Source organism: Ornithinimicrobium flavum (assembly GCF_004526345.1).
GTDB lineage: Bacteria > Actinomycetota > Actinomycetes > Actinomycetales > Dermatophilaceae > Ornithinicoccus > Ornithinicoccus flavus.
The window spans coordinates 2,078,582-2,100,466 of the sequence record NZ_CP038213.1; the positions used below are offsets into that span (position 1 = coordinate 2,078,582).

21 protein-coding genes, 1 tRNA gene and 1 pseudogene are annotated in these 21,885 nt (G+C 71.8%); 9 read left to right on the forward strand and 14 right to left on the reverse strand.

Going from position 1 to position 21,885, the window contains the following annotated elements; all coding sequences use genetic code 11:
• Window positions 1–508: 508 nt before the first annotated feature.
• From E3Z34_RS09765 to E3Z34_RS09775, 3 genes are all read left to right on the forward strand, one after another.
• On the forward strand, window positions 509–1,030 hold the full coding sequence (locus E3Z34_RS09765) for a SigE family RNA polymerase sigma factor (protein ID WP_134773436.1): 522 nt from the start codon (window positions 509–511) through the stop codon (window positions 1,028–1,030).
• Window positions 1,020–2,126 (forward strand): hypothetical protein, encoded by a 1,107-nt coding sequence (locus E3Z34_RS09770; protein WP_134773437.1) that lies wholly within the window; start codon window positions 1,020–1,022, stop codon window positions 2,124–2,126. Before E3Z34_RS09765 ends, E3Z34_RS09770 begins: the two co-directional genes overlap by 11 nt.
• 397 nt (window positions 2,127–2,523) lie before the next feature.
• Window positions 2,524–3,609, forward strand: a complete 1,086-nt coding sequence (locus tag E3Z34_RS09775) for an IS110 family RNA-guided transposase (RefSeq protein WP_134773438.1) — start codon at window positions 2,524–2,526, stop codon at window positions 3,607–3,609.
• A 194-nt stretch (window positions 3,610–3,803) separates the two neighbouring features.
• On the opposite strand, the gene E3Z34_RS09780 is transcribed toward E3Z34_RS09775, so the two are convergent.
• The 4 genes from E3Z34_RS09780 to E3Z34_RS09795 form a co-directional block, all read right to left on the reverse strand.
• Window positions 3,804–4,100: a hypothetical protein gene (locus tag E3Z34_RS09780; RefSeq protein ID WP_134773439.1), complete on the reverse strand. Its 297-nt coding sequence runs from the start codon at window positions 4,098–4,100 to the stop codon at window positions 3,804–3,806.
• Between the two features lie 211 nt (window positions 4,101–4,311).
• Entirely contained in the window at window positions 4,312–4,554 is a 243-nt protein-coding gene (locus tag E3Z34_RS09785) for a YlcI/YnfO family protein (protein WP_134773440.1), read from the reverse strand.
• Window positions 4,544–4,858, reverse strand: a complete 315-nt coding sequence (locus E3Z34_RS09790) for a hypothetical protein (RefSeq protein WP_134773441.1) — start codon at window positions 4,856–4,858, stop codon at window positions 4,544–4,546. The genes E3Z34_RS09785 and E3Z34_RS09790 overlap by 11 nt, the downstream gene beginning before the upstream one ends.
• 56 nt (window positions 4,859–4,914) lie before the next feature.
• Window positions 4,915–5,805 carry an alpha/beta fold hydrolase gene (locus E3Z34_RS09795; protein WP_202976940.1) on the reverse strand — a complete coding sequence of 297 codons (891 nt, stop codon included), beginning with the start codon at window positions 5,803–5,805 and terminating at the stop codon, window positions 4,915–4,917.
• Window positions 5,806–5,991: 186 nt separating this feature from the next.
• On the opposite strand from E3Z34_RS09795, the pseudogene E3Z34_RS09800 reads away from it, so the two are divergent.
• Window positions 5,992–7,390: pseudogene (locus E3Z34_RS09800) on the forward strand (IS1380 family transposase).
• Between the two features lie 673 nt (window positions 7,391–8,063).
• Here the strand turns inward: E3Z34_RS09800 and E3Z34_RS09805 are convergent.
• Together E3Z34_RS09805 and E3Z34_RS09810 are read right to left on the reverse strand one after the other, a co-directional pair.
• Window positions 8,064–8,147 (reverse strand) — tRNA-Leu (locus E3Z34_RS09805).
• 44 nt (window positions 8,148–8,191) lie between these two features.
• On the reverse strand, window positions 8,192–9,601 hold the full coding sequence (locus E3Z34_RS09810) for a DNA polymerase IV (protein ID WP_238695105.1): 1,410 nt from the start codon (window positions 9,599–9,601) through the stop codon (window positions 8,192–8,194).
• Between the two features lie 101 nt (window positions 9,602–9,702).
• On the opposite strand from E3Z34_RS09810, the gene E3Z34_RS09815 reads away from it, so the two are divergent.
• Both E3Z34_RS09815 and E3Z34_RS09820 read left to right on the forward strand, forming a co-directional pair.
• Entirely contained in the window at window positions 9,703–10,230 is a 528-nt protein-coding gene (locus E3Z34_RS09815; RefSeq protein ID WP_134773443.1) for a YbhB/YbcL family Raf kinase inhibitor-like protein, read from the forward strand.
• Window positions 10,227–10,763, forward strand: a complete 537-nt coding sequence (locus E3Z34_RS09820; protein WP_238695106.1) for a YbaK/EbsC family protein — start codon at window positions 10,227–10,229, stop codon at window positions 10,761–10,763. Before E3Z34_RS09815 ends, E3Z34_RS09820 begins: the two co-directional genes overlap by 4 nt.
• 6 nt (window positions 10,764–10,769) lie before the next feature.
• On the opposite strand, the gene E3Z34_RS18260 is transcribed toward E3Z34_RS09820, so the two are convergent.
• The 5 genes from E3Z34_RS18260 to glgA all read right to left on the reverse strand — a co-directional run bounded on the left by E3Z34_RS18260 (window position 10,770) and on the right by glgA (window position 15,327).
• The gene (locus E3Z34_RS18260) at window positions 10,770–11,591 is read right to left on the reverse strand and encodes a TrmH family RNA methyltransferase (RefSeq protein WP_202977099.1); all 822 of its coding nucleotides are present in this window, start codon (window positions 11,589–11,591) and stop codon (window positions 10,770–10,772) included.
• 41 nt (window positions 11,592–11,632) lie between these two features.
• Window positions 11,633–12,394 carry a sulfite exporter TauE/SafE family protein gene (locus E3Z34_RS18265; RefSeq protein WP_202976941.1) on the reverse strand — a complete coding sequence of 254 codons (762 nt, stop codon included), beginning with the start codon at window positions 12,392–12,394 and terminating at the stop codon, window positions 11,633–11,635.
• On the reverse strand, window positions 12,391–13,227 hold the full coding sequence (locus E3Z34_RS09830; RefSeq protein ID WP_134773444.1) for an ABC transporter ATP-binding protein: 837 nt from the start codon (window positions 13,225–13,227) through the stop codon (window positions 12,391–12,393). The genes E3Z34_RS18265 and E3Z34_RS09830 overlap by 4 nt, the downstream gene beginning before the upstream one ends.
• 76 nt (window positions 13,228–13,303) lie before the next feature.
• Window positions 13,304–14,080: a hypothetical protein gene (locus E3Z34_RS09835; RefSeq protein WP_134773445.1), complete on the reverse strand. Its 777-nt coding sequence runs from the start codon at window positions 14,078–14,080 to the stop codon at window positions 13,304–13,306.
• On the reverse strand, window positions 14,077–15,327 hold the full coding sequence (glgA, locus tag E3Z34_RS09840) for a glycogen synthase (protein ID WP_134773446.1): 1,251 nt from the start codon (window positions 15,325–15,327) through the stop codon (window positions 14,077–14,079). The genes E3Z34_RS09835 and glgA overlap by 4 nt, the downstream gene beginning before the upstream one ends.
• 74 nt (window positions 15,328–15,401) lie before the next feature.
• Here glgA and glgC point away from each other — a divergent pair, with 74 nt between their 5' ends.
• Window positions 15,402–16,658 carry a glucose-1-phosphate adenylyltransferase gene (glgC, locus tag E3Z34_RS09845; protein ID WP_134773447.1) on the forward strand — a complete coding sequence of 419 codons (1,257 nt, stop codon included), beginning with the start codon at window positions 15,402–15,404 and terminating at the stop codon, window positions 16,656–16,658.
• Window positions 16,659–16,807: 149 nt separating this feature from the next.
• On the opposite strand, the gene fabI is transcribed toward glgC, so the two are convergent.
• Both fabI and fabG read right to left on the reverse strand, forming a co-directional pair.
• Window positions 16,808–17,563, reverse strand: coding sequence for an enoyl-ACP reductase FabI (fabI, locus tag E3Z34_RS09850; protein WP_134773448.1), 756 nt, complete (start codon window positions 17,561–17,563; stop codon window positions 16,808–16,810).
• 98 nt (window positions 17,564–17,661) lie between these two features.
• The gene (gene fabG, locus E3Z34_RS09855) at window positions 17,662–18,393 is read right to left on the reverse strand and encodes a beta-ketoacyl-ACP reductase (RefSeq protein WP_170213003.1); all 732 of its coding nucleotides are present in this window, start codon (window positions 18,391–18,393) and stop codon (window positions 17,662–17,664) included.
• A gap of 28 nt (window positions 18,394–18,421) precedes the next feature.
• Between fabG and E3Z34_RS19825 the strand changes: the two genes are divergently transcribed.
• Complete coding sequence (locus E3Z34_RS19825) at window positions 18,422–19,141, forward strand: DUF3099 domain-containing protein (RefSeq protein ID WP_134773449.1); 720 nt, start codon at window positions 18,422–18,424, stop codon at window positions 19,139–19,141.
• A complete protein-coding gene (locus E3Z34_RS09865; RefSeq protein ID WP_134773450.1) occupies window positions 19,134–19,946 on the forward strand; it encodes an SURF1 family cytochrome oxidase biogenesis protein in 813 nt (270 codons plus the stop codon). Before E3Z34_RS19825 ends, E3Z34_RS09865 begins: the two co-directional genes overlap by 8 nt.
• A 45-nt stretch (window positions 19,947–19,991) precedes the next feature.
• Here the strand turns inward: E3Z34_RS09865 and E3Z34_RS09870 are convergent, their stop codons facing one another.
• Window positions 19,992–21,857 (reverse strand): ABC transporter ATP-binding protein, encoded by a 1,866-nt coding sequence (locus E3Z34_RS09870; protein ID WP_134773451.1) that lies wholly within the window; start codon window positions 21,855–21,857, stop codon window positions 19,992–19,994.
• Window positions 21,858–21,885 lie beyond the last annotated feature (28 nt).

The following is a 21,885-nucleotide window of genomic DNA, read 5'->3' on the forward strand; positions in this document are numbered from 1 at the left end:
CCTTGCTCGTGCCAACAGGTGGTGTCGAGCTGGGAGGGCACCGCTACGTTCGGCTGGGCATACCCCTCTTGAGCCTCTCCCGGCCCTGGCGGTGACCGGGGCAGCGCAGGCCAAATGTGAGCCTCACACCAACGGCGTGGGCAGCCGCACTGAGAGCGGCAACCCCGGTCACCTAGGACCGAGCCTGGCCGGGCCTGATCCTGACGTCAATGAAACACGTAGCCGCACTCTGGGCGAAGCGTCCGTGATGCTGTACGGGGTGTGCTTTCCTTGTCGGGTTGACTCCTTTTCGTGGATATCGGTCAAGCGGCTTGTGTGACGGCGCTTGGCCTGCCGCTGGGGATAAGACGGTGCTCGAAGGCTATCGGGTTGATCTGGCTGTGGCCGAGCGCGGAGTGGCGCAAATCCCCCCACTGAGCCGCGCTGTGTACGTGCTCGCTGTCAGTTCCCCGCCGGTGCCAACCTTGGGCTACTCCGGGAGCGTTACCGGGGCAGGAAAGGAGGTCGGATGCGCAGGGAGCAGGAGGACGACTTCGCCGCTTGGGCGAGATCGCGCCAGGGAGCTTTGCTGCGTGCTGCCGTGCTGCTGACGGGAGACGAGGCATCAGCTAAGGACCTGGTTCAGGAGGCGCTGATCAAGGTGGCCGACCGGTGGACGCGCCTGCGGGATGACCGGCCGGAGGCCTACGCCCGACGCATCATCTATCGCGACTCCATCTCTGCCTGGCGCCGCACACGCCGCATCGAGGTCCGCGCCCAGACCCCGGAGCAGGCCCTGCACGACCCCGCCGGCGACTGGGTCGCCGGCGCCGACGTGCGCGAGGCGCTCCTGAGGCTGACGCAAAAGCAGCGGGCCGTGCTCGTGCTGCGCTACTACGAGGACCTGCCCGAGGCCGAGATCGCTCAGGCGCTCGGGGTCGGTGCCCGCACCGTGAAGAGCCAGGCCCACGTCGGGTTGCGCCGGCTGCGTGAGGCGCTCGAGGCTCAGCGCGTTACAGCAGATCAGGCAGGTGTGCACGGTGGACGATGACATCCGTGACCTCATGCGGCGAGCGGCTTCGCAGGTCGAGGAGGTAGACCTGGTTCCTGACGCCCTGGCGGGTGCCACGACCCGGCGCCGCCGGAGGGTGGTGGTCCGGATCGGGGGCCTGGCTGCCGCGGCGGTGACCGGTACTGCTCTGGTCCTGGCTTTGAATGGGCCGGACCATCTGGCCGGCCCGTCGGTGGACCCGGCGGGCGTGAGCCGGGATCCGAGCCAGCACTCCCCATCGACCGAGCCGGAGGACCAGACCGAGGAGGCGCCGGCACCCAGAGTCGATCTCCCGGACCCGCTAGACCCGCAGGTGCACGCCACGGCCGAGTCGATCGCGGCCCTGATGGAGCAGGAAACGTGGATCGATGACGCCGCCTGCCAGGCCAGAGTTCTGCGGACCGAGGACGACACCTCCTGGGCATGGGTGCGGTGCACCGGGGAACCACTGGAGGCCCCGGACGGGGAGGCTCGCGAGCAGTCGGGGCCCGTCCGGTTCGACGGTGGGACCCTTGACGTCCCTAGTGAGCCGCCGGACAGCGCCTACGCGGAAGATGTCCGTGCACTCTTCCCCGACGACCTGGCCGACCTGATCCTCGAGTACGACGAGACAGAACTGTTGCCTGACGTCGTCACCGGTGAGGAGCTGGGTGCGGCTCGGCTGCTCATAGCTACGGCCGACGACGGGACGATCGACGCCTCGGTGCTGCCCCTGGCCCCGACCGTCCGGCTCGCGCTGGGTCCCGAGGACATCAAGAGCGTCCCCGCCAGTCAGCTGACCGACCCGAAGACCTGGCAGCTGGATCATCCGGACGGTCACTTCCGCGCCTACGTCGGCCCGTTCAGCGCACTGGATCTGCTCGCGCCGCGCCCCGGGTGGGCGCAGACGGAGAACCCCTTCGTCATCACCGCCGGCCCGCACCCCCACTGCGCGAGCCCGCCCGTACCACCCCCGACAGGCACCGAAGGTCTGCGGCAGGTATCCATCCGACCGGGCCCCGGTGTCGTCGACTCATGCCTCGCCTGGTCCACCGTCGACCTCTACCTCGACGACGGGCTGATCCAGGTCATCAGCCTCGACCTCTACGAACCATAAGTCCTCGCACGAGCCTTGCTTTTCAAGCCAAGGCCGCACCTGGAGCGGATGTCGAGATTCGATCGCGAGATTTCGGGCCGTAAGTCCTCAAGATGGCTCCCATGGCCATTGGATGACGGAGCCCGCCGGCGAGGTGGTAGAGATCGTCGACTGATTGGTCGCCCCGGGTGCGACCTACCAGATCAAACGGAGGTGGACTGCAGACGCACTGCTCTTTCGTGAGACCCGAGAGCACCGAGACCTTGGCCTCTTCGTCGACTCGACCACTCCGTCTAGACCGTATGGAGTGACCGCCGCGCCGTGCGGGGGTTGCGGGCCGAGGCCTCCAATACACATGCTCGTGGGTTACCGAGCAGGAGGTGCCTGCCCGGCCTTTCCACAGGTGTAGGAGGCCCCGGTGTTCACAGAGCGTACGAGTGTCGGCCTGGACGTGCACGCGCGGTCGGTCGCGGCTGCGGCGATCGACGGCGTGACCGGCGAGGTGTTCAAGGCGAGGCTGGTCCCTGACCAGCAGGTCGTGCTGGAGTGGCTGGGTGGCCTGCCCGGGCCGGTCGCGACGGCCTACGAGGCCGGGCCCACCGGTTACGGCCTGGCGCGGGCGTTGCGGGCGGCAGGGGTGCGGTGCGAGGTGGTGGCGCCCTCGAAGCTGGCCCGCCCTTCCGGGGACCGGGTCAAGACCGATGCCCGGGACGCGATGCACCTGGCCCGGCTGCTTCGGCTGGATGAGTACACGCCGGTGCGGGTGCCTACCGAGGCCCAGGAGTCGGCCCGCGACCTGGTCCGTGCCCGGGAGGCCGCCCGGGGCGACCTGATGCGGGCCCGGCACCGGGTGTCCAAGCTGCTGCTGCGCCACGGGATCGTCTACTCCGGCGGGGCTGCCTGGACCGCCAAGCACGACGCGTGGCTGCTGGGCCAGCGTTTCGAGCTGCCCGGGACCCGGACCGCGTTCGAGGACGCCTACGAGAGCGCCGTGCTGGCCAGCGGCCGACGGGACCGCCTGGACGAGCAGGTCGCCGTCCTGGCGACCGAGGGCGAGTACGTGCCCGTGGCGTCCCGGCTGGCGTGCCTGCGCGGGATCTCCACGCTGACCTCGGTCGCCCTGGCCGTGGAGATCGGCGACTGGGACCGGTTCACCGGCTCCAGCATCGGCGCCTACCTCGGCCTGGTCCCCACCGAGTCCTCCTCGGGGACCAGACGCTCCCAGGGCTCGATCACCAAGACCGGCAACACCCATGTGCGCCGGCTGCTGGTCGAGGCGGCCTGGCACCACCGCAAGCCCTACCGACCCACCGCGATCCTGCGCCGCCGCTGGGAGCGCGCCACGCCCGCAGCGGTCGCCCGCGCCCAGGCCGGCAACCACCGGCTGCACCGGCGCTGGGTCGGCTACGCCGAGCGCAGGAAGCGCCCCGTCCTGGCCAACGTCGCCGTCGCCCGCGAGCTGGCCGGCTGGTGCTGGTCCCTGGCCGTGCTGCCCGACCAGTAGCGCGCCACCCACAAGCTGACCGTGGGGGTCAGCGACCTGGGCCCGAGCAGCGTGAGGAGCGACCCGCGACGAGGCTATGAGCAGGCACGAGGACCGTCCCAGCGGGACGGGTCGCCTCGGGCCCACGCTCGATCTCTAGACCGCGGTCCCGCTCCCGCCGAACACACGGCCCTGCGGTAACCAACCCGCGCATATCAGCTTTGACCACGCGTCGCCAACGACACGCTGACCAGGCGCAGACCCCCACGGTCACCCCGACCCGGTAACCTCACGCACAAAGAGCCGAACGCGAGGCTGATCCGGCGCGCCCACTTGACAAACAGACCCTCCATATCAGCCTCGGCGAACGCGGGTACCAGCTCATCGTGGATTGGCGCCCCATCCGGGTGGAACTGGCCGGCGAGCGTGGCCGTGTCGACGGGCATTCCATGAAGCTTCGCGCCAACGGTGACGGCATCCAGCAGGGCTTCGGTGAGGAGGTCTTCGTCCACTCGGCTCGGGACCGCGCACACCTGGTGTCATCGGTGGCCGCGAGCTCGTTGTGGCGTGTGCCGCTCGGCTGCGTCGGCTTCGGACCGGCTACGAAGCAGGGTCGTTCGACGTGCATGACCTGGACGTCTGTACCGCCTGTGACTCTCCGAAGCCCCTCAGTCAGACTCTCGGTCATGCCGCTGCCCGCGTGCTGGGCTCAGGCTCAGGGGGTCAGGCGGGGCGAGACAGCTCGTGCTCGACGGCTCGGCGGATCCAGGCTGAGACTGAACGGTCGTCAGCTGCGGCAGCGCGCTTCACTTCCTCGAGCAGGTCCGCTGGGAAGCGCACCGGCACGGGCGTGCTCAGTGGACGCTTGCGACGACGCGGAGGTCCCTGGGGCTCCTGATTGCGCGGGTCGGCGTAGAAGTGGTACTCCTGCTCCGGCGTCATCGGCCGGCTGTCCTCAGTGCTCATCACGGTCCCTCCGGTACGTAGCGGCGAGGCCCGAAGACGCCTCGTAGCAGCCGATCGGTCGGCACTTGCTCGGATCGCCCGATCGAGATGGAGCCAGCGGCACGATGAGTACTCGCCCACTGACTTCCGCGAGCATCAGCCAATGAGCGGGCGGCTTGGCCGGGTAGAACAGCGGGTCGCTGCTCCACGCATCGATCACGTCGTCCATCCCCAGGTGCGGATGCTTGAACAGGTGAGCGGCTTGCTTGTCGATCTCGAAGGGCTCGATGTCATCGAGCGCTTCCAGGTCGAACGGTTCGCTCATACTCAAGTGTATTACAGGCGACTACGCACGCACATGCCGCGACGGGGGATCCGGGCTCAGCGCGAGTTGGGAGGGCTGCCCGTCGCGCGCTCGATTGCCGTCTCGATGTCCGGTGCCAGGCCTGTGAGTCTGCCTAGGAGGCTGGAGAGTCCGGGCTCTTCTATGGGGAAGTGGCCGCAGCCACGCAGCCTGACCAGTTCGGTCGGACCTGCAATTCTTTGGAACCATCGGATGCTCACCTCCAGGGGCGTCCAGGCATCCTTGTCCGGGTGCGCGAGAATGACGGGGGTGCGCATCTGCTCGGGCTGGACGTGTTGGTACGTCATGTAGGAGGCGAGAAAGCCAAGAGGCACGTGTGCCCCTCCGCCCCGGGGGTCGCTGGCGCAGAGCTTCGACAGTCCGGCGTTGCGGCTCATCTTGTCCAGCGCGGCTACCCACGACATGGGCACCCGCAGCCCCGACAGCCTGTCAGGAAGCCGCCTCGCTAAAGGCCCGGCGAGCACACCTGCAGGGCCGAACCTGGTCAGCACCCGCTGGACACGCCGGTCGCGAGGGTCGAGCAGGCATGTGGCCACGACGACCGCAACACGCCCGCAGCGTGCGGCGACCTCATAGGCGAGCATGGCTCCCACGCTGGCGCCCAGAAGGAGCAGCGGTCTCCCGTCGTCCTCAGCAGCCACGAAGTCACAGAGCATGTCGACCCAGTGCTGGTACCGCACCGAGGACGGGTCCGGCGATACCGTCTTGCCGTACAGGGGCAGATCCACGGCTGACAGGTCGAACTGCTCCGGCGGCAGTAGAGAGGCAATGGGCCACAAGGCGCTGCTGTTTCCTCCGGCACCATGCACGACGATGACCCGGACCCGCGCTTCGGGGCTGCGGCGGCGGTAGACGTGAACGTCGTGGCCGTGCCATTCCCACCGGTCCTGCTCGGGAGCGTAATCCACCCGCTCACCCCAAGCGGCGGGCAGGAAGGCGGCATAGTCCACAACCTCAGGAACTCGCACGCCTAGCCCGGATCGTTCACGGGGTGGTGGTGTGATCGGCGTGTAGAAGCACCGAAGTGCTCCCTGATCAGGGAAGACTTGGACTTGTCTAAGGTCCCAGGTCGCCCAGCAGGAAGCACTCGGTAAGTGAAGCGTACGTCGTGGTCGTCGGGGTTGTCCGTCTCTGCTGATGGTGTCGGCGTGGTGGCCCACGCGGGCAGTGTGGGGCTGCGCCTGCTGGCCGAGCGCACCGGCCTGACCGGGGAGCTGTCCGCGGCGATGGCCCGCCGTTCGTTCGTGCCGGTCCACGACCGCGGCCAGGTGCTGAGCGACGTGGCGGTGATGCTCGCCGACGGCGGGGAGGCGATCGCCGACATTGACGTGCTGCGCCACCAGGGCGGCGTGCTCGGGCCGGTCGCCTCACCACCGACGGTGTGGCGTGCTCTGGACGAGGTCACACCGGCCCGGGCCAGGAAGATCGCCGCCGCGAGGGCCAGGGTCCGGCGCCGCGTTTGGTCCCTGATCCCCGGTGGGTTGCCGGCCAGCAAGGTCGCCGGGAGCGACCTGGGACAGGTCGTCGTGCTCGATGTGGATGCCACGATCGTGATCGCGCACAGCGAGAAGGAACAGGCGGCGCCGACCTTCAAGCGGACCTTCGGGTTCCACCCCCTGGGCGTGTGGTGCGACAACACGAGTGAGTTTCTGGCCGCGAAGCTGCGCACCGGTCGTGCCGGGTCGAACACGGCCGTCGATCACATCGAGGTCCTGGCTGCGGCGATCGCCCAGGTCCCCGGCACCCACCGCAAGGACCTGCTGGTCCGCTCCGACGGGGCCGGTGCCTCGCACGACCTGCTGGACTGGCTCACCGCCCAGGGCAAGGTCCGCGGCCGCCGGGTGGAGTACTCCGTCGGGTTCGCGCTCACCGAGCAGGTCCGCGGCGCGATCGTCCTGGTGCCCAAGCAGACCTGGACCCCGGCGTGGACGCCGACGGTGGTGTGCGCGAAGGCGGGCACGTCGCCGAGCTGACCGGCCTCATCGACGCGGACCTGCTCGCGACGTGGCCCGAGGGGATGCGGGTCATCGTGCGCCGTGAGCGGCCCCACCCCGGTGCGCAGCTGTCCCTGTTCGAGGAGGCCGACGGGTGGCGTTACCAGGCGTTCGTCACCAACACTGCCGTCGGGCAGCTGGCGTTCCTGGAGGCCCGCCACCGCGCCCATGCCCGCGTGGAGGACCGCATCCGGCACGCAAGGATTCCGGCCTGGGACGCTTTCCCTCACGAGAGTTCGGCATCAACCAGACCTGGCTGCTGCTGACCGGCATCGCCGCCGACCTCATCGCCTGGACCCGTCTGCTGGCCCTGACCGGTGAGGCCAAACCCCTGGCCGCGTGCGAGCCCAAGGCGCTGCGCTACCGGTTCCTGCACGTCCCCGCCCGGCTCACCCACGCCGCCCGTCGCCGACGGCTGCGGATCCCGAGGTCCTGGCCCTGGGCGGCAGCGATCGTCGCGGTCTTCGCGAACATCGCCGCCATCCCCCGACACCCCTGACCGCCCCGTCCGCTCACGACCAGGAACCCGGAGAACCGCAGCCCGGCAGCGCCAGCCGGCGCTACCCCACGTCCACGCGCCGAATCCGAAAGGCGATGACCATCACGCTCGCGCCGAGCCAACCAGCCCGACCTCATGAAAGACCGGGGCTAGCACCATACTTACCGACGGCCAACGGCTGACCCCCAAGGCCGCACCCGTCTCACTCTCATGCCGCCGGTCGGTTGACCGGTCACAGCCGAGAGTGCTCCGCGGGACACTCCCCGCCGCTGCGGTGGCGTGCTCTCGCGCCCCGGCGGAGCTCTCGGCGTCCGACGCTAGGGTCAAGGCCAGGAAGGGGTGGCGCCATGAGCCGGGACGAGATTCTCAACCCTGACCATGAGCATCTGGCCGAAGAGCGAGATCGGAAGCGGATCGAGGCTCAGCTTCGCGGTTCGGAGGCGGATGCTGATCCGCAGGTGCTCGGGTCGATCTCGAGCGGGGGATCATCTTCTTGCCACAGGCTGAAGAGGACCCCGAGGACGAGTCCTGCGCGTAACCGCTGCCGCGATCGTTGCAGCCACCCCACAGCGGGCACGGCGCGTTCGTCAGCACGGCGGATCTGACCAGCGCGACGGAGTTCAAGTCGCCGACGTCAAAATGGACGCGTTTCCGCAGGTCAGAGCATGCCTTGTGTCCGGAGGGGGACTTGAACCCCCACGCCCGTTAAGGGCACTAGCACCTCAAGCTAGCGCGTCTGCCATTCCGCCACCCGGACAGGTGGTGCTGCTCGCTCGGGGGAGCGGGCAACGACGGACAAGATTAGCACGCCTGCACGGGTGCCCCGCGCCAGTCCGGGGGACCCGCGAGGTGAAGGGCGGGGTCGCTGTCCCGGAAGGAGCGGACCGGTCCGGGACCGGTCGTCGGCCCCTCGAACCGGACCGTCACCACCCCCCGGCCGCTGCCCCATACCCAGCCTGGGCCGTGCTTGTCGTGCCGGACGTCCTGCCCCGTGCGCCAGCCCGCACCGGGACGGGCCAGCAGGTCGCCGGGCGTCACCGGGTCCCCGGTCGACGGCGACCCGCCGGGATCGGTCGGCCCGCCGACCGCGTCCGGGAGCCCCATCCCGTCCGGCCGCGGATAGACGGTGTCCAGGGCCAGCTCCTCCTGAGCGTGCCCCGTCAGCCCGGCCACCCCGAGCCCCAGCAGCCGAAGTCCCCCGCTCACGTCGAGGGACCCCAGCAGGCGCCGCCCCTCCCGCAGGATCACCGCCCGGTCCCCCGTCGCGAACGGCAGCGTGCCCGACCGCGTGTGCGTGGTGAAGTCGTGCTCCCGGGCCTTCACGGTGATCGTCCGGGCGAAGACCTCCGAGGCCCCCAGCCGGGCGGCGAGCCGGGTCGCCATCCGTCCGAGCTCGGCCTCCAGGACGGCCCGGTCGGTGATGTCCGACGCGAAGGTCTCCTCCACCGAGATCGACTTCGCCTCCCGCTCGGACACGACGGCCCGGTCGTCCTCCGCCCTCGCCAGGCGGTGCAGCGCCGTCCCCTGCGCCGTGCCGAAGATCGCCACGAGGTCGGTCTCGGTCACCCGCGCGAGGTCGGCCACGGTGTCGACGCCGAAGCCGTGCAGCCTGGAGGCGGTCGCGGGACCGATGCCGGGGATGGCCCGGACGCTCAGCGGGTGCAGGACGGTCAGCTCCTCCCCCGGCCGGACGATCGTCGTCCCCGCGGGCTTGTCCATCTCGCTGGCCAGCTTGGCCATCATCTTGCTGGTCGCCACCCCCACGCTGGCCGTCAGACCACCGGTCTGCGCCGCGATCTCCTCCAGCAGGCGGGCGCACCATGCCTCCAGCCGGCCTTCCTCCCAACCGGGTGGGTCCGGCGCCGCCGTGAGGTCGACGTACGCCTCGTCGACGGAGACCTGCTCCACCAGCGGGGAGCGCCCGCGCAGCAGGTCCATGACCACCCCGGAGCTCGTGCGGTAGGCCTCGAAGCGCACCGTGAGGAAGGCGGTGCCCGCCGGGCAGCGGCGGCGGGCGTCCATCATCGGCATCGCCGAACGGGCGCCGTAGCGACGCGCCTCGTAGGACGCCGTCGACACCACGCCGCGGGGGCCGAGCCCGCCGACGACGACCGGGCGGCCCCGCAGGGAGGGCTTGTCACGTTGCTCGACCGCGGCGAAGAAGGCGTCGAGGTCCAGGTGCAGGATGCACCGTCGATCGTCCGCCGCCACACCCATCACTCTGCCACGCTCCCGCCCGGCCACCGCCCGCCACCGCCGGTCGTGCAGCCCCTGCCGTGCGGAAGGCCTGCGCGTTGGCTAGGTTCGGGGTCATGAACCTGGAGCGCACCTTCCCCCCCGACCCCCTGGACCACCTCCCCGCCGCCCCGGCCGAGCTGCAGGTGACCAGCGAGGACTTCGCCGACCAGGGACCGCTGCCGCGCAACGCCGGCTTCGGCTTCGGCAACGTCTCTCCGCAACTGTCGTGGAGCGGCGCTCCCGAGGGCACGAAGTCCTACCTGCTGGTCTGCCACGACCCGGACGCACCGGTGCTGGGCGGCTTCCACCACTGGGCGGTCCTGGGCATCCCGGCCGAGGTGACCTCGCTCCCCTCCGGCGCCGGCGAGGTCGGTGTCGGCCCCGGCGGGGCGGTCACGCTGGCCAACGACTACGGCACCAAGGACTGGGGCGGGGCCGCGCCGCCGGAGGGCGACCCGGCCCACCGCTACATCTTCACGGTCTGGGCCCTCGACACCGACTCGACCGGGTTGGACGCCTCCGCCTCCGTCGCCAAAGCGCAGTTCACCGTGCTCGGCAACGTCCTGGCCCGCGGGTCCATCACCGGCACCTACCAGCTGTGACCCTGGCCTGGGGCCCCGCCCTGGGACGTCCGGACCTGCTCGCGGAGCCCGTGCGCCGCGCGCTGGAGGGTATGCCGCCCGCGCTCGCCGAGCGCGTCGAGGTCGCCGAGATCCATCCCGACCACGCCGACACCGCCGTCCTGGTGCGCGAGACCGGCATGGACTTGCAGGACATGGCCAACTGCATCGTCGTGTCGGGAGCCCGGGCCGGTGAGGAGCGGGTGTGCGCGGCCCTGGTCCTGGGGCACACCCGGGCCGACGTCAACCGGACGGTGCGCAGGGCGCTGGACGTGCGCAAGTGCTCCTTCATGGCCATGGACGAGGCGGTGGGGCGGACCGGTATGGAGCACGGCGGCATCACGCCCCTGGGCCTGCCCGCCGGGTGGCGGGTGCTCGTGGACGCCGCGGTGACCGGGAGGGAGCGGATCGTCGTCGGATCCGGTCTGCGGCGCTCCAAGCTGCGCCTGCCCGGGTCGCTGGCCGCGCAGCTGCCTGCGGCCGACGTCGTCGAGGGCCTCGGGCTGGAGCTCTGACCGGTCTCAGCCCGGGGGCCGCAGCGCCCAGAAGGCCACGGCTGAGGCGGCGGCGACGTTGAGGCTGTCCACTCCCCCGCCCATGGGGATGCGCACGACGAGGTCGGCGGCCTCCACCGTGCGTCGGCCCAGACCGTCGCCCTCGGTCCCCAGGACCAGGGCCAGTCGCTCGGGCGGGGCGGCCTGGAGGTCGTCCAGGCTCACCGCGTCATCGGCGAGGGCCAGCGCGGCGACGGTGAACCCGCCCTCGTGCAGCAGGTCGATCCCGCCGGGCCAGGGGTCGATCCGCGTCCAGGGCACCTGGAAGACCGTGCCCATCGACACGCGCACGGAGCGGCGGTAGAGGGGGTCGGCGCAGCGCGGCGTGACGAGCACGGCGTCGACCCCGAGCGCCGCGGCCGAGCGGAAGGCCGCCCCCACGTTGGTGTGGTCGACGACGTCCTCCAGCACCGCCACGCGCCGGGCACCGGCCACCACGGAGGCCACCGACGGCAGCTCGGGACGGTGCATGGCGGCCAGGACCCCCCGGTGCAGGTGGAAGCCGGTGAGTTCCTCCGCCACCCGCGGCGAGGCGACGTAGACCGGCGCGTCCTGCTCCTGCGCGGTGCGCAGCAGGTCCGGCCACTCCTGCACCCAGCGCGGGGTCATCAGCAGGGAGCGCAACCGGTGCCCCGCACCGAGGGCGCGCCGGATGACCTTCTCGGACTCGGCCATGTAGAGGCCCCGCTCGGGTTCGACCACCCGCCGCAGGGCGACGTCGGTCAGCGACACGTAGTCGCGCAGCCGCTCCTGGGTGGGGTCGTCCACCCACGTGCAGCCGGGGGGCAGCACGGGCGGGATGCCCGGCTGCGCAGCGTCCACCGGGCCGCTCACAGGACCAGGTTGAGGATCGCGACGGTGCCGATGACGACGATGACCGCCCGCAGCAGCCAGGGAGGCATGGCGCGTCCGACGCGGGCGCCGACGACCCCGCCGAGCAGCGAGCCGATGGAGATGAGCAGGACGATGGTCCAGTTCACGTGCTCGGGCGCCACCACGAGGAAGACCATCGCGGCGACGAAGTTGACGATCATGCCCAGGACGTTCTTGATGCCGTTCATCTGCTGGAGCCGCAGCGGCAGCAAGATGCTCATGATCCCGAGCAGGAGCACGCCCTGGGCGGCACCGAAGTAGCCGCCGTACATCCCGGCGACCAGGACGCCCAGCAGGAGGACGACCCAGCGGCCAGGGGTGATGCGCTCGGCGTGGTGGGCGGCCGCCCAGCGCTGCAGCCGGGGCCCGAGGATCACCAGGAGCAGCGCCAGGGCGATGAGGACCGGCACGATCGCCTCGAAGGCGGCAGGGGGCAGGACGAGCAGCAGCAGGGCACCAAGGACGGACCCGAGGAGCGAGGCGGGGGCCAGCCGCCGCAGCATGGGGCCCAGCGAGCGCAGCTCGTGCCGGTAGCCCCAGGCCCCGGTCAGGCCACCGGGCACCAGTCCGAGGCTGTTGGAGATGTTCGCCGAGACCGGCGGGTAGCCGAAGAAGAGCAGGGTCGGGAAGGTGACCAGGGTGCCGGACCCGACGATGGTGTTGATGGTCCCGGCCGCGAGGCCGGCGAGGATGATCGCCAGGACCTCCCAGACGCTCACCCGGTGGTCTCGGCGCCGGCCGGTACGGCCGACGGGTCATCCTGCCCCGGCTGGGCGGCCCGCGCCGCCCAGCGCTCGCCGTGCCGGTCGACGACGAGGGGTATGCCGAAGGCCGCGGAGAGGTTGTCGGCGGTGAGGGTGAGCTCCAGCGGGCCGGCGGCGACGACCTCGCCGTCGCGCAGCAGCAGGATGTCGGTGAACCCGGGCGGGATCTCCTCGACGTGGTGGGTGACCAGGACCAGGGCGGGTGCCTCCAGATCCTGGGCGAGCAGGCTGAGCCGGCCGACGAGGTCCTCCCGGCCCCTCAGGTCCAGGCCCGCGGCGGGCTCGTCGAGCAGCATGAGCTCGGGGTCGGTCATCAGGGCGCGGGCGATCTGCACCCGTTTGCGCTCGCCCTCGGACAGGGTGCCGAACCGGCGCTGGGCCAGGTGCGCGACCCCCAGGGCCTGGAGCAGCTCGGCGGCGCGCTGCTCGTCGGACACGTCATACTCCTCTCGCCAGCGGCCCAGGACGCCGTAGGCCGCGGTGACGACCACGTCGCTCACCCGCTCCTCGTCCGGGATGCGGTCGGCGACCGCGGCGCTGGAGACGCCGATGCGCGGACGCAGGTCGAAGACGTCGACCGTCCCCAGCACCTCGCCCAGGACGCCGGCCACGCCCGTCGTCGGGTGCATGCGGGCGGCCGCCAGCTGCAGCAACGTGGTCTTGCCGGCGCCGTTAGGCCCCAGGACGACCCAGCGCTCGCCCTCCTCGACCGACCAGTCCACCCCCTTGAGCAGGTCGGTCGTGCCGCGGCGCACGCCGACCCCGGCAAATTCGAGGACATCGCTCATGGCGGCCCACTCTAGTTCGTCCGTGCCGCTCCCCCGCCGCCCGGGCGCGGCCTGTCGGTGGACTGATGGGGCCGGGTCAGCGCCAGCCGGCCAGCGCGAGGGCGGCGGCGTTGGTGGCGTCGGCGAGCGCGCGGGTGGCGGCGGCCTGGAGGTCCCGCAGCGCCCGGGTGCGGGTCGTGGTGGTCCCGGCGTCCAGCGACTGGGCGCCGTCGTCAAGGCCCGCGTCGGCCAGCTCGAGGACCGTGCCCGCGAGGTCGACGACGCGGGCGGCCCGCGGCGGCACGCCGTCCGGCAGGCCCCAGGACCCTCCGAGCGTACCGGTGCGCACGGCCGCCCGTGCCCGGGCCGACGACGTCTCGGCGCCCCCGCCGAAGGGCACTCCCCCGACCGCGGTCAGGACCGCCGTCTGCTCGGCGAGACCGGCGCGCAGCCCCAGCTCGACCTGACCGAGGTCCAGCGCCTCGACCCGGTGCGTGGGCAGCGGGTCCGCGGGGAAGGCCTCCCAGCGGACCGACCACCCCCGGTCCCCCGGGGGCCCGAACTGCTCCAGGTGCGGCACCAGGGCCCCGCCCAGACCGGGCACGAGGACGCACTCCTGCGCGCGCGTCGCCGCCGCCAGCAGGTCCGGACCCCCGCGCGGCAGCCCGGTCACGTCACCCGCACGCGGCAGGGCCACCAGGACGACCCGCTCGCCGAGGTCGCGCCACAGACCGAGCTGCTCGCGCAGCCCGGTGCAGGCGTCCAGGTCGGGCAGCGCCCGCTCCGGGACCTTCGCGACCGGCACCCTGCCGGCGAGCGCGGCCGTGCCCCACAGGGCCACCCGGACGCTGGCCGGCAGGACGTGCCCGCTCACCCGTCCTGGCCGGGGAGGTCGGGGGCCCGCCCCTCCTGCACGGCCCGGTAGACCTCCAGGGTCCGCTCGGCGATCGTCGACCACGAGAAGCTCTCCACCGCTCGCACCCGGCCCGCCTCCCCGCGACGACGTGCCTCCTCGGGGTCGGCGAGCGCCTCGACCAGGGCGTCACCGAGGTCGCGCACGAACGCGTCCTCGTCCACCGGTGTCCCCGTGCCGTCGGTGACCTGCTCGATCGGCACCAGCCAGCCCGTCCGCCCGTCGTCCACGACCTCCGGGATGCCGCCGGTCGCGGTGGCCACGACCGGCAGACCGCACGCCATCGCCTCCAGGTTGACGATGCCCAGCGGCTCGTAGACCGACGGGGTGACGAAGACGGTGGAGTGCGACAGGATCGCGATGACCTTGTCCCGGGGCAGCATCTCCCCGATCCAGACGACCGGGGCCGCCCCCGCCCCGCGCTCCTCCCGGAGCTGGTCCACCAGGCCGATGACCTCCTGCTCGATCTGCGGGGTGTCCGGAGCCCCCGCCAGCAGCACGATCTGGACGTCGTGGTCCACCGCCCGCAGGGCACGCAGCAGGTAGGGCAGCCCCTTCTGGCGGGTGATCCGCCCCAGGAAGACGACCGTACGGCCCTGGGGGTCCAGCCCTCTCTCCCGCACGAAGGCGGCCGCCGCGTCCGAGGTGTCGCGCTGCCACAGGGAGGAGTCGATGCCGTTGTGCACCACGTGCACCTTCGCCGGGTCGACGGAGGGGTATGCGGCCAGGATGTCCTTGCGCATGCCCGCCGAGACGGCGATGATCCCGGCCGCCCCCTCGTAGGAGACCTTCTCCGCCATGGACGAGATGCCGTAGCCGCCGCCGAGCTGCTCGGCCTTCCAGGGACGCAGCGGCTCCAGGGAATGGGCGCTCACGACGTGCGGGATGCCCGCCAGCAGGCCGCCGAGGTGCCCGCCCAGGTTGGCGTACCAGGTGTGGGAGTGCACGAGGTCCGCACCGCCAGCGGCCACGTCCCGGGCCATGAGCAGGTCCACCCCGAGCGTGCGCAGCGCACCGTTCGCCTCCTCGAGGCCGGGCGGCACGGCATACCCCACCGTGCCCTCCTCCTGCACGGGGTCGTCGAAGGCGCGGACCTGCACCTCGACCCCGTCGGCAGCGCGCAGGGCGCGGGTCAGCTCGGCCACGTGCACCCCCGCCCCGCCGTAGATGTGGGGAGGGTACTCACGGGTCAGGATGTCGATGCGCACGGCTCCAACCTAGACCTGGCCCCGGGTCGGCACCACCTCTCGCCAGGAGGTCAGCGCTCTACTAGGTTGGTGTCATGGCAGCGCAGCGCGGTTCTCGTCTGAAGGTCCTGGCCATCGTCCTGGCCGGCGGCGAGGGGAAACGGCTGATGCCGCTCACCGCCGACCGGGCCAAGCCGGCCGTCCCCTTCGGCGGCATCTACCGGCTCATCGACTTCGCCCTGAGCAACATCGTCAACTCCGGCTTCCTCAAGATCGTCGTGCTGACGCAGTACAAGTCGCACAGCCTGGACGCCCACATCACCAAGACCTGGCGGATGTCCACGCTGCTCGGCAACTACGTCGCCCCCGTCCCGGCCCAGCAGCGCCTCGGCAAGCACTGGTTCTCCGGGTCCGCCGACGCGATCTACCAGAGCCTCAACCTCGTCCACGACGAGAGGCCCGACATCGTCGTGGTCGTGGGCGCCGACCACGTCTACCGCATGGACTTCGCGCAGATGGTCGACCAGCACATCGCCACCGGTGCGGCCTGCACCGTCGCGGCCATCCGGCAGCCGATCAGCCTGGCCGACCAGTTCGGCGTCATCGACGTCGACCCCGAGGACCCCCGCCGCATCCGTGACTTCCTGGAGAAGCCGAACGACCCGCAGGGGCTGCCCGACGCCCCGGACGAGGTCCTCGCGTCGATGGGCAACTACGTCTTCACCGCGTCCGCGCTGGAGGAGGCCGTCCGGGCCGACGCTCAGGATGAGGGGTCCAAGCACGACATGGGCGGCGACATCGTGCCGTCCTTCGTCCGTCAGCAGGACGCCTGGGTCTACGACTTCAAGGACAACGACATCCCCGGCTCGACGGACCGGGACCGGGGCTACTGGCGCGACGTCGGGACGATCGACTCCTACTACGACTCGCACATGGACCTCGTGTCGGTCCACCCGGTCTTCAACCTCTACAACGAGGCCTGGCCGATCTACACCAACTACGGCCCGCACCCGCCCGCAAAGTTCGTGCACGGCTCCGGGGACCGCATCGGCCACGCCGTGAACTCCGCCGTCTCCCCCGGCTCGGTCATCTCCGGTTCGACGGTGTCGGACTCGGTGCTCTCGCCCAGGGTCAAGGTGCACAGCTTCAGCCACGTGACCCGCTCGGTGCTCATGGACCGGGTGGAGATCGGGCGGTCCTGCCAGATCCACCGCGCGATCATCGACAAGGGCGTCTTCGTGCCCGCCGGCGTGCACATCGGCGTCGACCACGAGGCCGACCGGGCGCGCGGCTTCACCGTGACCGACTCCGGCATCGTCGTCGTCGGCAAGGGCACCGTCATCGAGGGCTGACCCCCACCCCGACCCCCTCGCCCCCCTCGACCGGCCGCCCCGTCTGGTTACCCCTACCCCCACCAACCGCGTCGTGTGGTTGCCGTCAGCGCGACTGACCGCGTCGTGTGGTTGCCGTCAGCGCGACCGACCGCGTCGCGTGGTTGCCGTCAGAAACCGGTGGCGTGGTAGCCGCCGTCCACGTGCACGATCTCGCCCGTGGTCGCCGGGAACCAGTCGGACAGCAGCGCCACGCAGGCCTGGGCCGCGGGCACCGCGTCCTTGACGTCCCACCCCAGCGGCGCGTGCTCCCCCCACCGGGCGAACTGCTCGAAGTCGGGGATCGACTTGGCCGCGGTGGTGGCGATGGGCCCGGCGGAGACGAGGTTGGACCGGATCCCGTGCGGGCCGAGGTCGCGGGCCAGGTAGCGGCTGGTCGCCTCGAAGGCGGCCTTGGCCACGCCCATCCAGTCGTACATCGGCCAGGCGTACTGCGCGTCGAAGGTGAGGCCCACCACGCTGCCACCCTGCCCCATCCGCGGCAGGCAGGCCGCGGCGAGCGCCTTGAGGGAGTACGCGCTCACGTGCACCGCCGTGGCCACGTCCTCCCACGGGGCCTGCATGAAGTCGAAGGCGCCCTTCGGGGCGAACCCGATGGAGTGCAGGACCCCGTCGAGGTGGTCGACGTGCTCCCCCAGCCGGTCGGCCAGGGTGTCCAGGTGCTCGGTGTCGGTGACGTCGAGCTCGATCACCGGGGCCGGCTGCGGCAGCCGCTTGGCGATGGTCTGGGTGATCCTGAAGGTCCGGCCGAACGAGGTCAGCACGACCGTCGCGCCCTGCTCCTGCGCCAGGCGCGCGACGTGGAAGGCGATGGAGCTGTCCATGAGGACACCGGTGATGAGGATCTTCTTGCCGTCGAGGAGCATGGGAGGACTCTAGTGCGTGCCTGCTCGCGGACGGCGGAGGCTGCCGGGCTGCGCCGCGCCGCCGGCCCCCGCCCTGGGTGACCGGACGCCCGGTCGGGTCAGTGCCCCATACCGAGGCCGCCGTCGACGGGGATGACGGCGCCGGAGACGTAGGCGGCCTCCGGGCTGGCGAGGAAGCGCACCACGCCCGCCACCTCCTCCGCCGTCGCGAAGCGACCGGCTGGGATGCCGGCCAGGTATGTCGTGCGCAGGTCGTCGGACAGCTGCTCGGTCATCTCGGTCTCGATGAAGCCGGGGGCGACGACGTTGGCGGTGATGCCCCGGCCGCCGAGCTCGCGGGTGATCGACCGGGCCAGCCCGACGAGGGCCGCCTTGGACGCGGCGTAGTTGGTCTGGCCCGCCGAGCCGTAGAGGCCCACGACGGAGGAGATGAGGATGATGCGGCCCTTCCGTGCCCGGATCATGCCCTTGGAGGCCCGGCGCGCGCAGCGGAAGGCCCCGGTGAGGTTGGTGTCGAGGACCGTCTCGAAGTCCTCGTCGCTCATCCGCATGAGCAGGGTGTCCTTGGTGATGCCGGCGTTGGCCACGAGCACCTCGACCGGGCGGCCCAGGATCGCCTCGGCCTCGTCGAAGGCGCGGTCCACGCTCGCGGAGTCGGTGACGTCGCACCGCACGCCCTGCAGACCTTCGGGGGGCTCACCGCTGCGGTGGGTGACGACGACGTCGTGGCCGTCCTGGCGGAAGGCCCGTGCGATGGCCAGGCCGATGCCGCGGTTGCCGCCGGTGACCAGCACGGACAGGGGCGTGGTGGTGGGGTGCGTCTCGCTCACCGCCCCACCGTAGCCGTATCGTGGGGAGGTGCCCACCCACCAGTCCCGCGCGCCGCGGCGCGCCGCGCAGGCGGTGACCGACGCCCGCGCCTCGGTGGAGGAGGACCGGTCCCGGCGGATGCGCCACTACCTCATGGCCATGGGGGTGCGCACCCTGTCCTTCCCGGTGGCCGTCTGGGCCTTCGTGCAGGAGTACTACGTCCTCGCCGGCGTGATGGCGGTCCTGGCCACGATCCTGCCGTCCTTCGCCGTGATGATCGCCAACGCGGCCGACCGCAGGCGGGCACCGGCGAGCGCCGAGGTCCGCTCGCCCGTCCAGGGGCTCGGGCCCTCGACCTCCGCCCCCGCCCCGGCACCGGAGCCGGGGCCTGCGGGCACGGAGGTGGCCCCCGGCTCCGTCGTGATCCCGGGCTCCGTGGTGATCCCCGGCACCGTCGTCCGCCCCGGTGCGCCGACGCCCGAGGCCGGACCCGCCCCGACGCCGGACGAGGACGGTCCCGCCCGGAGGGTCGTGACGGCGGGCTCGACGCCGTCCCTCGTCTGCAGCGCCAAGGGGTGCCGGGCCGTGCCCGAGCACGCCGTGGTGTGGCGCAACCCGCGGCTGCACACCCCCGAGCGCCGTAAGGTGTGGCTGGCCTGCGACGAGCACCGCGACCACCTCCGCGACTTCGTGCAGGTCCGTGGCTTCCTGCTCGAGGTCGTCCCCGTGGCCGACCTGGACGGCGACGGCGAGGACGACCGTGGGTGAGGCCGGGACCTGGCAGGTGCTGCGGCGGCCCCGGTGGCTCCTCTACCTCCTGCTGGCGGCGGTCTTCGCAGCGGTCACCCTCGGGCTGGGGCTGTGGCAGCTGGACCGGCACGAGGGCAAGGTGGAGCGGCGCCAGCTCGTCGAGGCGAACTACTTCGAGGACCCTCGACCCCTGGTTGAGGTGCTTCCCCGGGATGCGACGCTCGCCCCGTCCGCGGAGTGGACGCACGTGAGCGCCCGCGGCACCTACCGCCCCGAGCAGCAGCTGCTGGTGCGCAACCGCCCCTACCAGCGTGTCTACGGCTACGAGGTGCTCGTCCCCCTCGTCCTGGACGACGGCCGGGTCCTGGTCGTCGACCGGGGGTGGGTGCGGAACGCCGCGACCGCAGCCGAGGAGCCGGAGGTCGCGCCTCCACCTCAAGGACAGGTCGAGGTGACCGGCTGGCTCCGCCCCTCGGAGCCGGACCTGGGTCGGGACCTGCCCGCCGGACAGCTGGCCTCCGTCGACCTTCCCCGCGCCGAGCTGGCGGTTGGTGGCCCGGTGGTCGGTGCGTACCTCGTGCTCGGCGCCGAGGACCCCTCACCGGAGCAGGCCCCGGCGCTCCTGCCCGCCCCGGACACCCGCCTGGGCTCGCACTTCGCCTACGCGATCCAGTGGTGGCTGACCGTTCCCGTCGGGTTCGTGCTCGTCCTGGTCATGGCCCGGCGCGAGGCCCAGGACGAGGCGGCCGCCCGCGGCGAGGTCGTCCCCGCCCGGCAGGCCCGGGCCAGGAAGACCCGCATCTGGGACGAGGAGGATGCCTGAGCGACCTGTGCACCTCGACGGGACGTGTGCGCGGGGTATGGCGCGTCAGTGGCGGAACTGGGTGTCGTGCAGCGCGCGGTACAGCCCGCCCGCCGCGAGCAGCTCCTCGTGCGTCCCGCGCTGGACGACGCGTCCCCGGTCGAGCACGAGGATCTGGTCGGCGTCCCGCACGGTCGACAGGCGATGGGCGATGACGAGCGAGGTGCGCCCGGCCAGGGCGGAGTCGAGGGCGCGCTGCACCGCGGCCTCCGAGCCGCTGTCCAGGTGGGCGGTGGCCTCGTCGAGCACCACGACCGCGGGTGACTTCAGCAGCAGCCGGGCGATCGCCAGCCGCTGCTTCTCCCCGCCGGACAGGCGGTGGCCGCGGTCACCGACGACCGTGTCCAGCCCCGCCGGCAGCTGACGCACGAGGTCGGCGATCTGGGCCCCCTCGAGGGCCGCCCACACCTCGTCCTCGGTGGCACCGGGCCGGGCGTAGACGAGGTTGGCGCGCACGGTGTCGTTGAACATGTGCGCCTCCTGGGTCACCACGCCCACCGTGTCGCGCAGCGAGTCGAAGGTCGCCTCCCGCAGGTCGACACCCCCGATCCGCACCTGCCCCTCGGTGGGGTCGTAGAGCCGGGACACGAGCGCCGTGAGGGTGGTCTTTCCGGCCCCGGAGGGACCCACGAGCGCCGTCATCGTGCCGGGCGGCACGACGGCGCTGATCCCGCCGAGCACCGCGTGGCCGTCGGCGACCTCGGCCTCGGGCCGCTGCTCCAGGGAGGCCAGCGACACCTCCTGGGCGGCGGGGTAGGAGAAGCTCACGTCGCGCAGCTCGACCTCGACGGGACCGGACGGGAGGTCGCGGGCCGCGTTCGACTCCGCCACCAGCGGCTGCAGGTCGAGCAGCTCGAAGATCCGCTCGAAGCTGACGAGCGCGGTCATGATGTCGACCCGGACGTTGGACAGAGCGGTGAGGGGTGCGTAGAGCTGGGAGAGCAGCGCCGCCATGGCGACGAGCTCCCCGATGGTCAACTCCCCGCTGATCGCCATCAGCCCGCCCAGCCCGTAGACCAGGGCCGTCGCCAGGGCGGCGACCAGCCCGAGCCCGGCGAGGAAGATGACGCGGTTGACGGCGATCGCGACGCCGGCGTCCCGGACGCCCCGGGCCCGGTCGCCGTACTCCTGCTGTTCCTGGACCGGCCGTCCGAAGAGCCGCACCAGCAGCGCCCCGGCGACGTTGAAGCGCTCGGTCGTGCGGCTCTGCATGTCGGCGTTGAGGCTCATCTGCCGGCGGGTGAGGTCGGACAGGCGGGCCCCCATGAGCCGGGCGGGGACGAGGAAGAGGGGCAGGAGCAGGAGCGCCAGCAGGGTGATCTGCCAGCTCATGGAGACGAGCGCGGCGACGACCAGGACAATCTGGACGATGTTGCCGACCAGCCCGGACAGCACCGACGTGAAGGCCGTCTGGGCCCCGATGACGTCGGAGTTGAGCCGCGAGACCAGGGCTCCGGTCTGGGCCCGGGTGAAGAAGGCGATCGGCTGGCGCAGGACGTGCGCGAAGACCTCGCGCCGCAGGTTGAGGATGAGGCCCTCCCCGATCCGGGCGCTCACCCACCGGCTGAGCACGGTCGTCAGGGAGCTCGCCACCGCGAGCACCGCCACGACCGCACCGAGGGTGATGACCACCTCGCGGTCCCCCGGGGTGACACCGTCGTCGATGATCCGCCGCAGCAGCAGGGGCACGGCCACGCTCATCAACCCGCCGAGGACGGCGAGCGCCAGGTAGCCGGCGATCTCCGGCACGAAGGGCCGGCCGTAGGCCGTCACCCGTCGGGCGGTCTCCCGCCCCACCTTGTGCGAGCGCACCGAGGGGTCCTTGGCGAAGCTGCGCACGCTCCCGCCGCGGGCCATGCCGTGCATCGTCATCCGGAAAGCTCCTCTCCGGCGCCCGGGG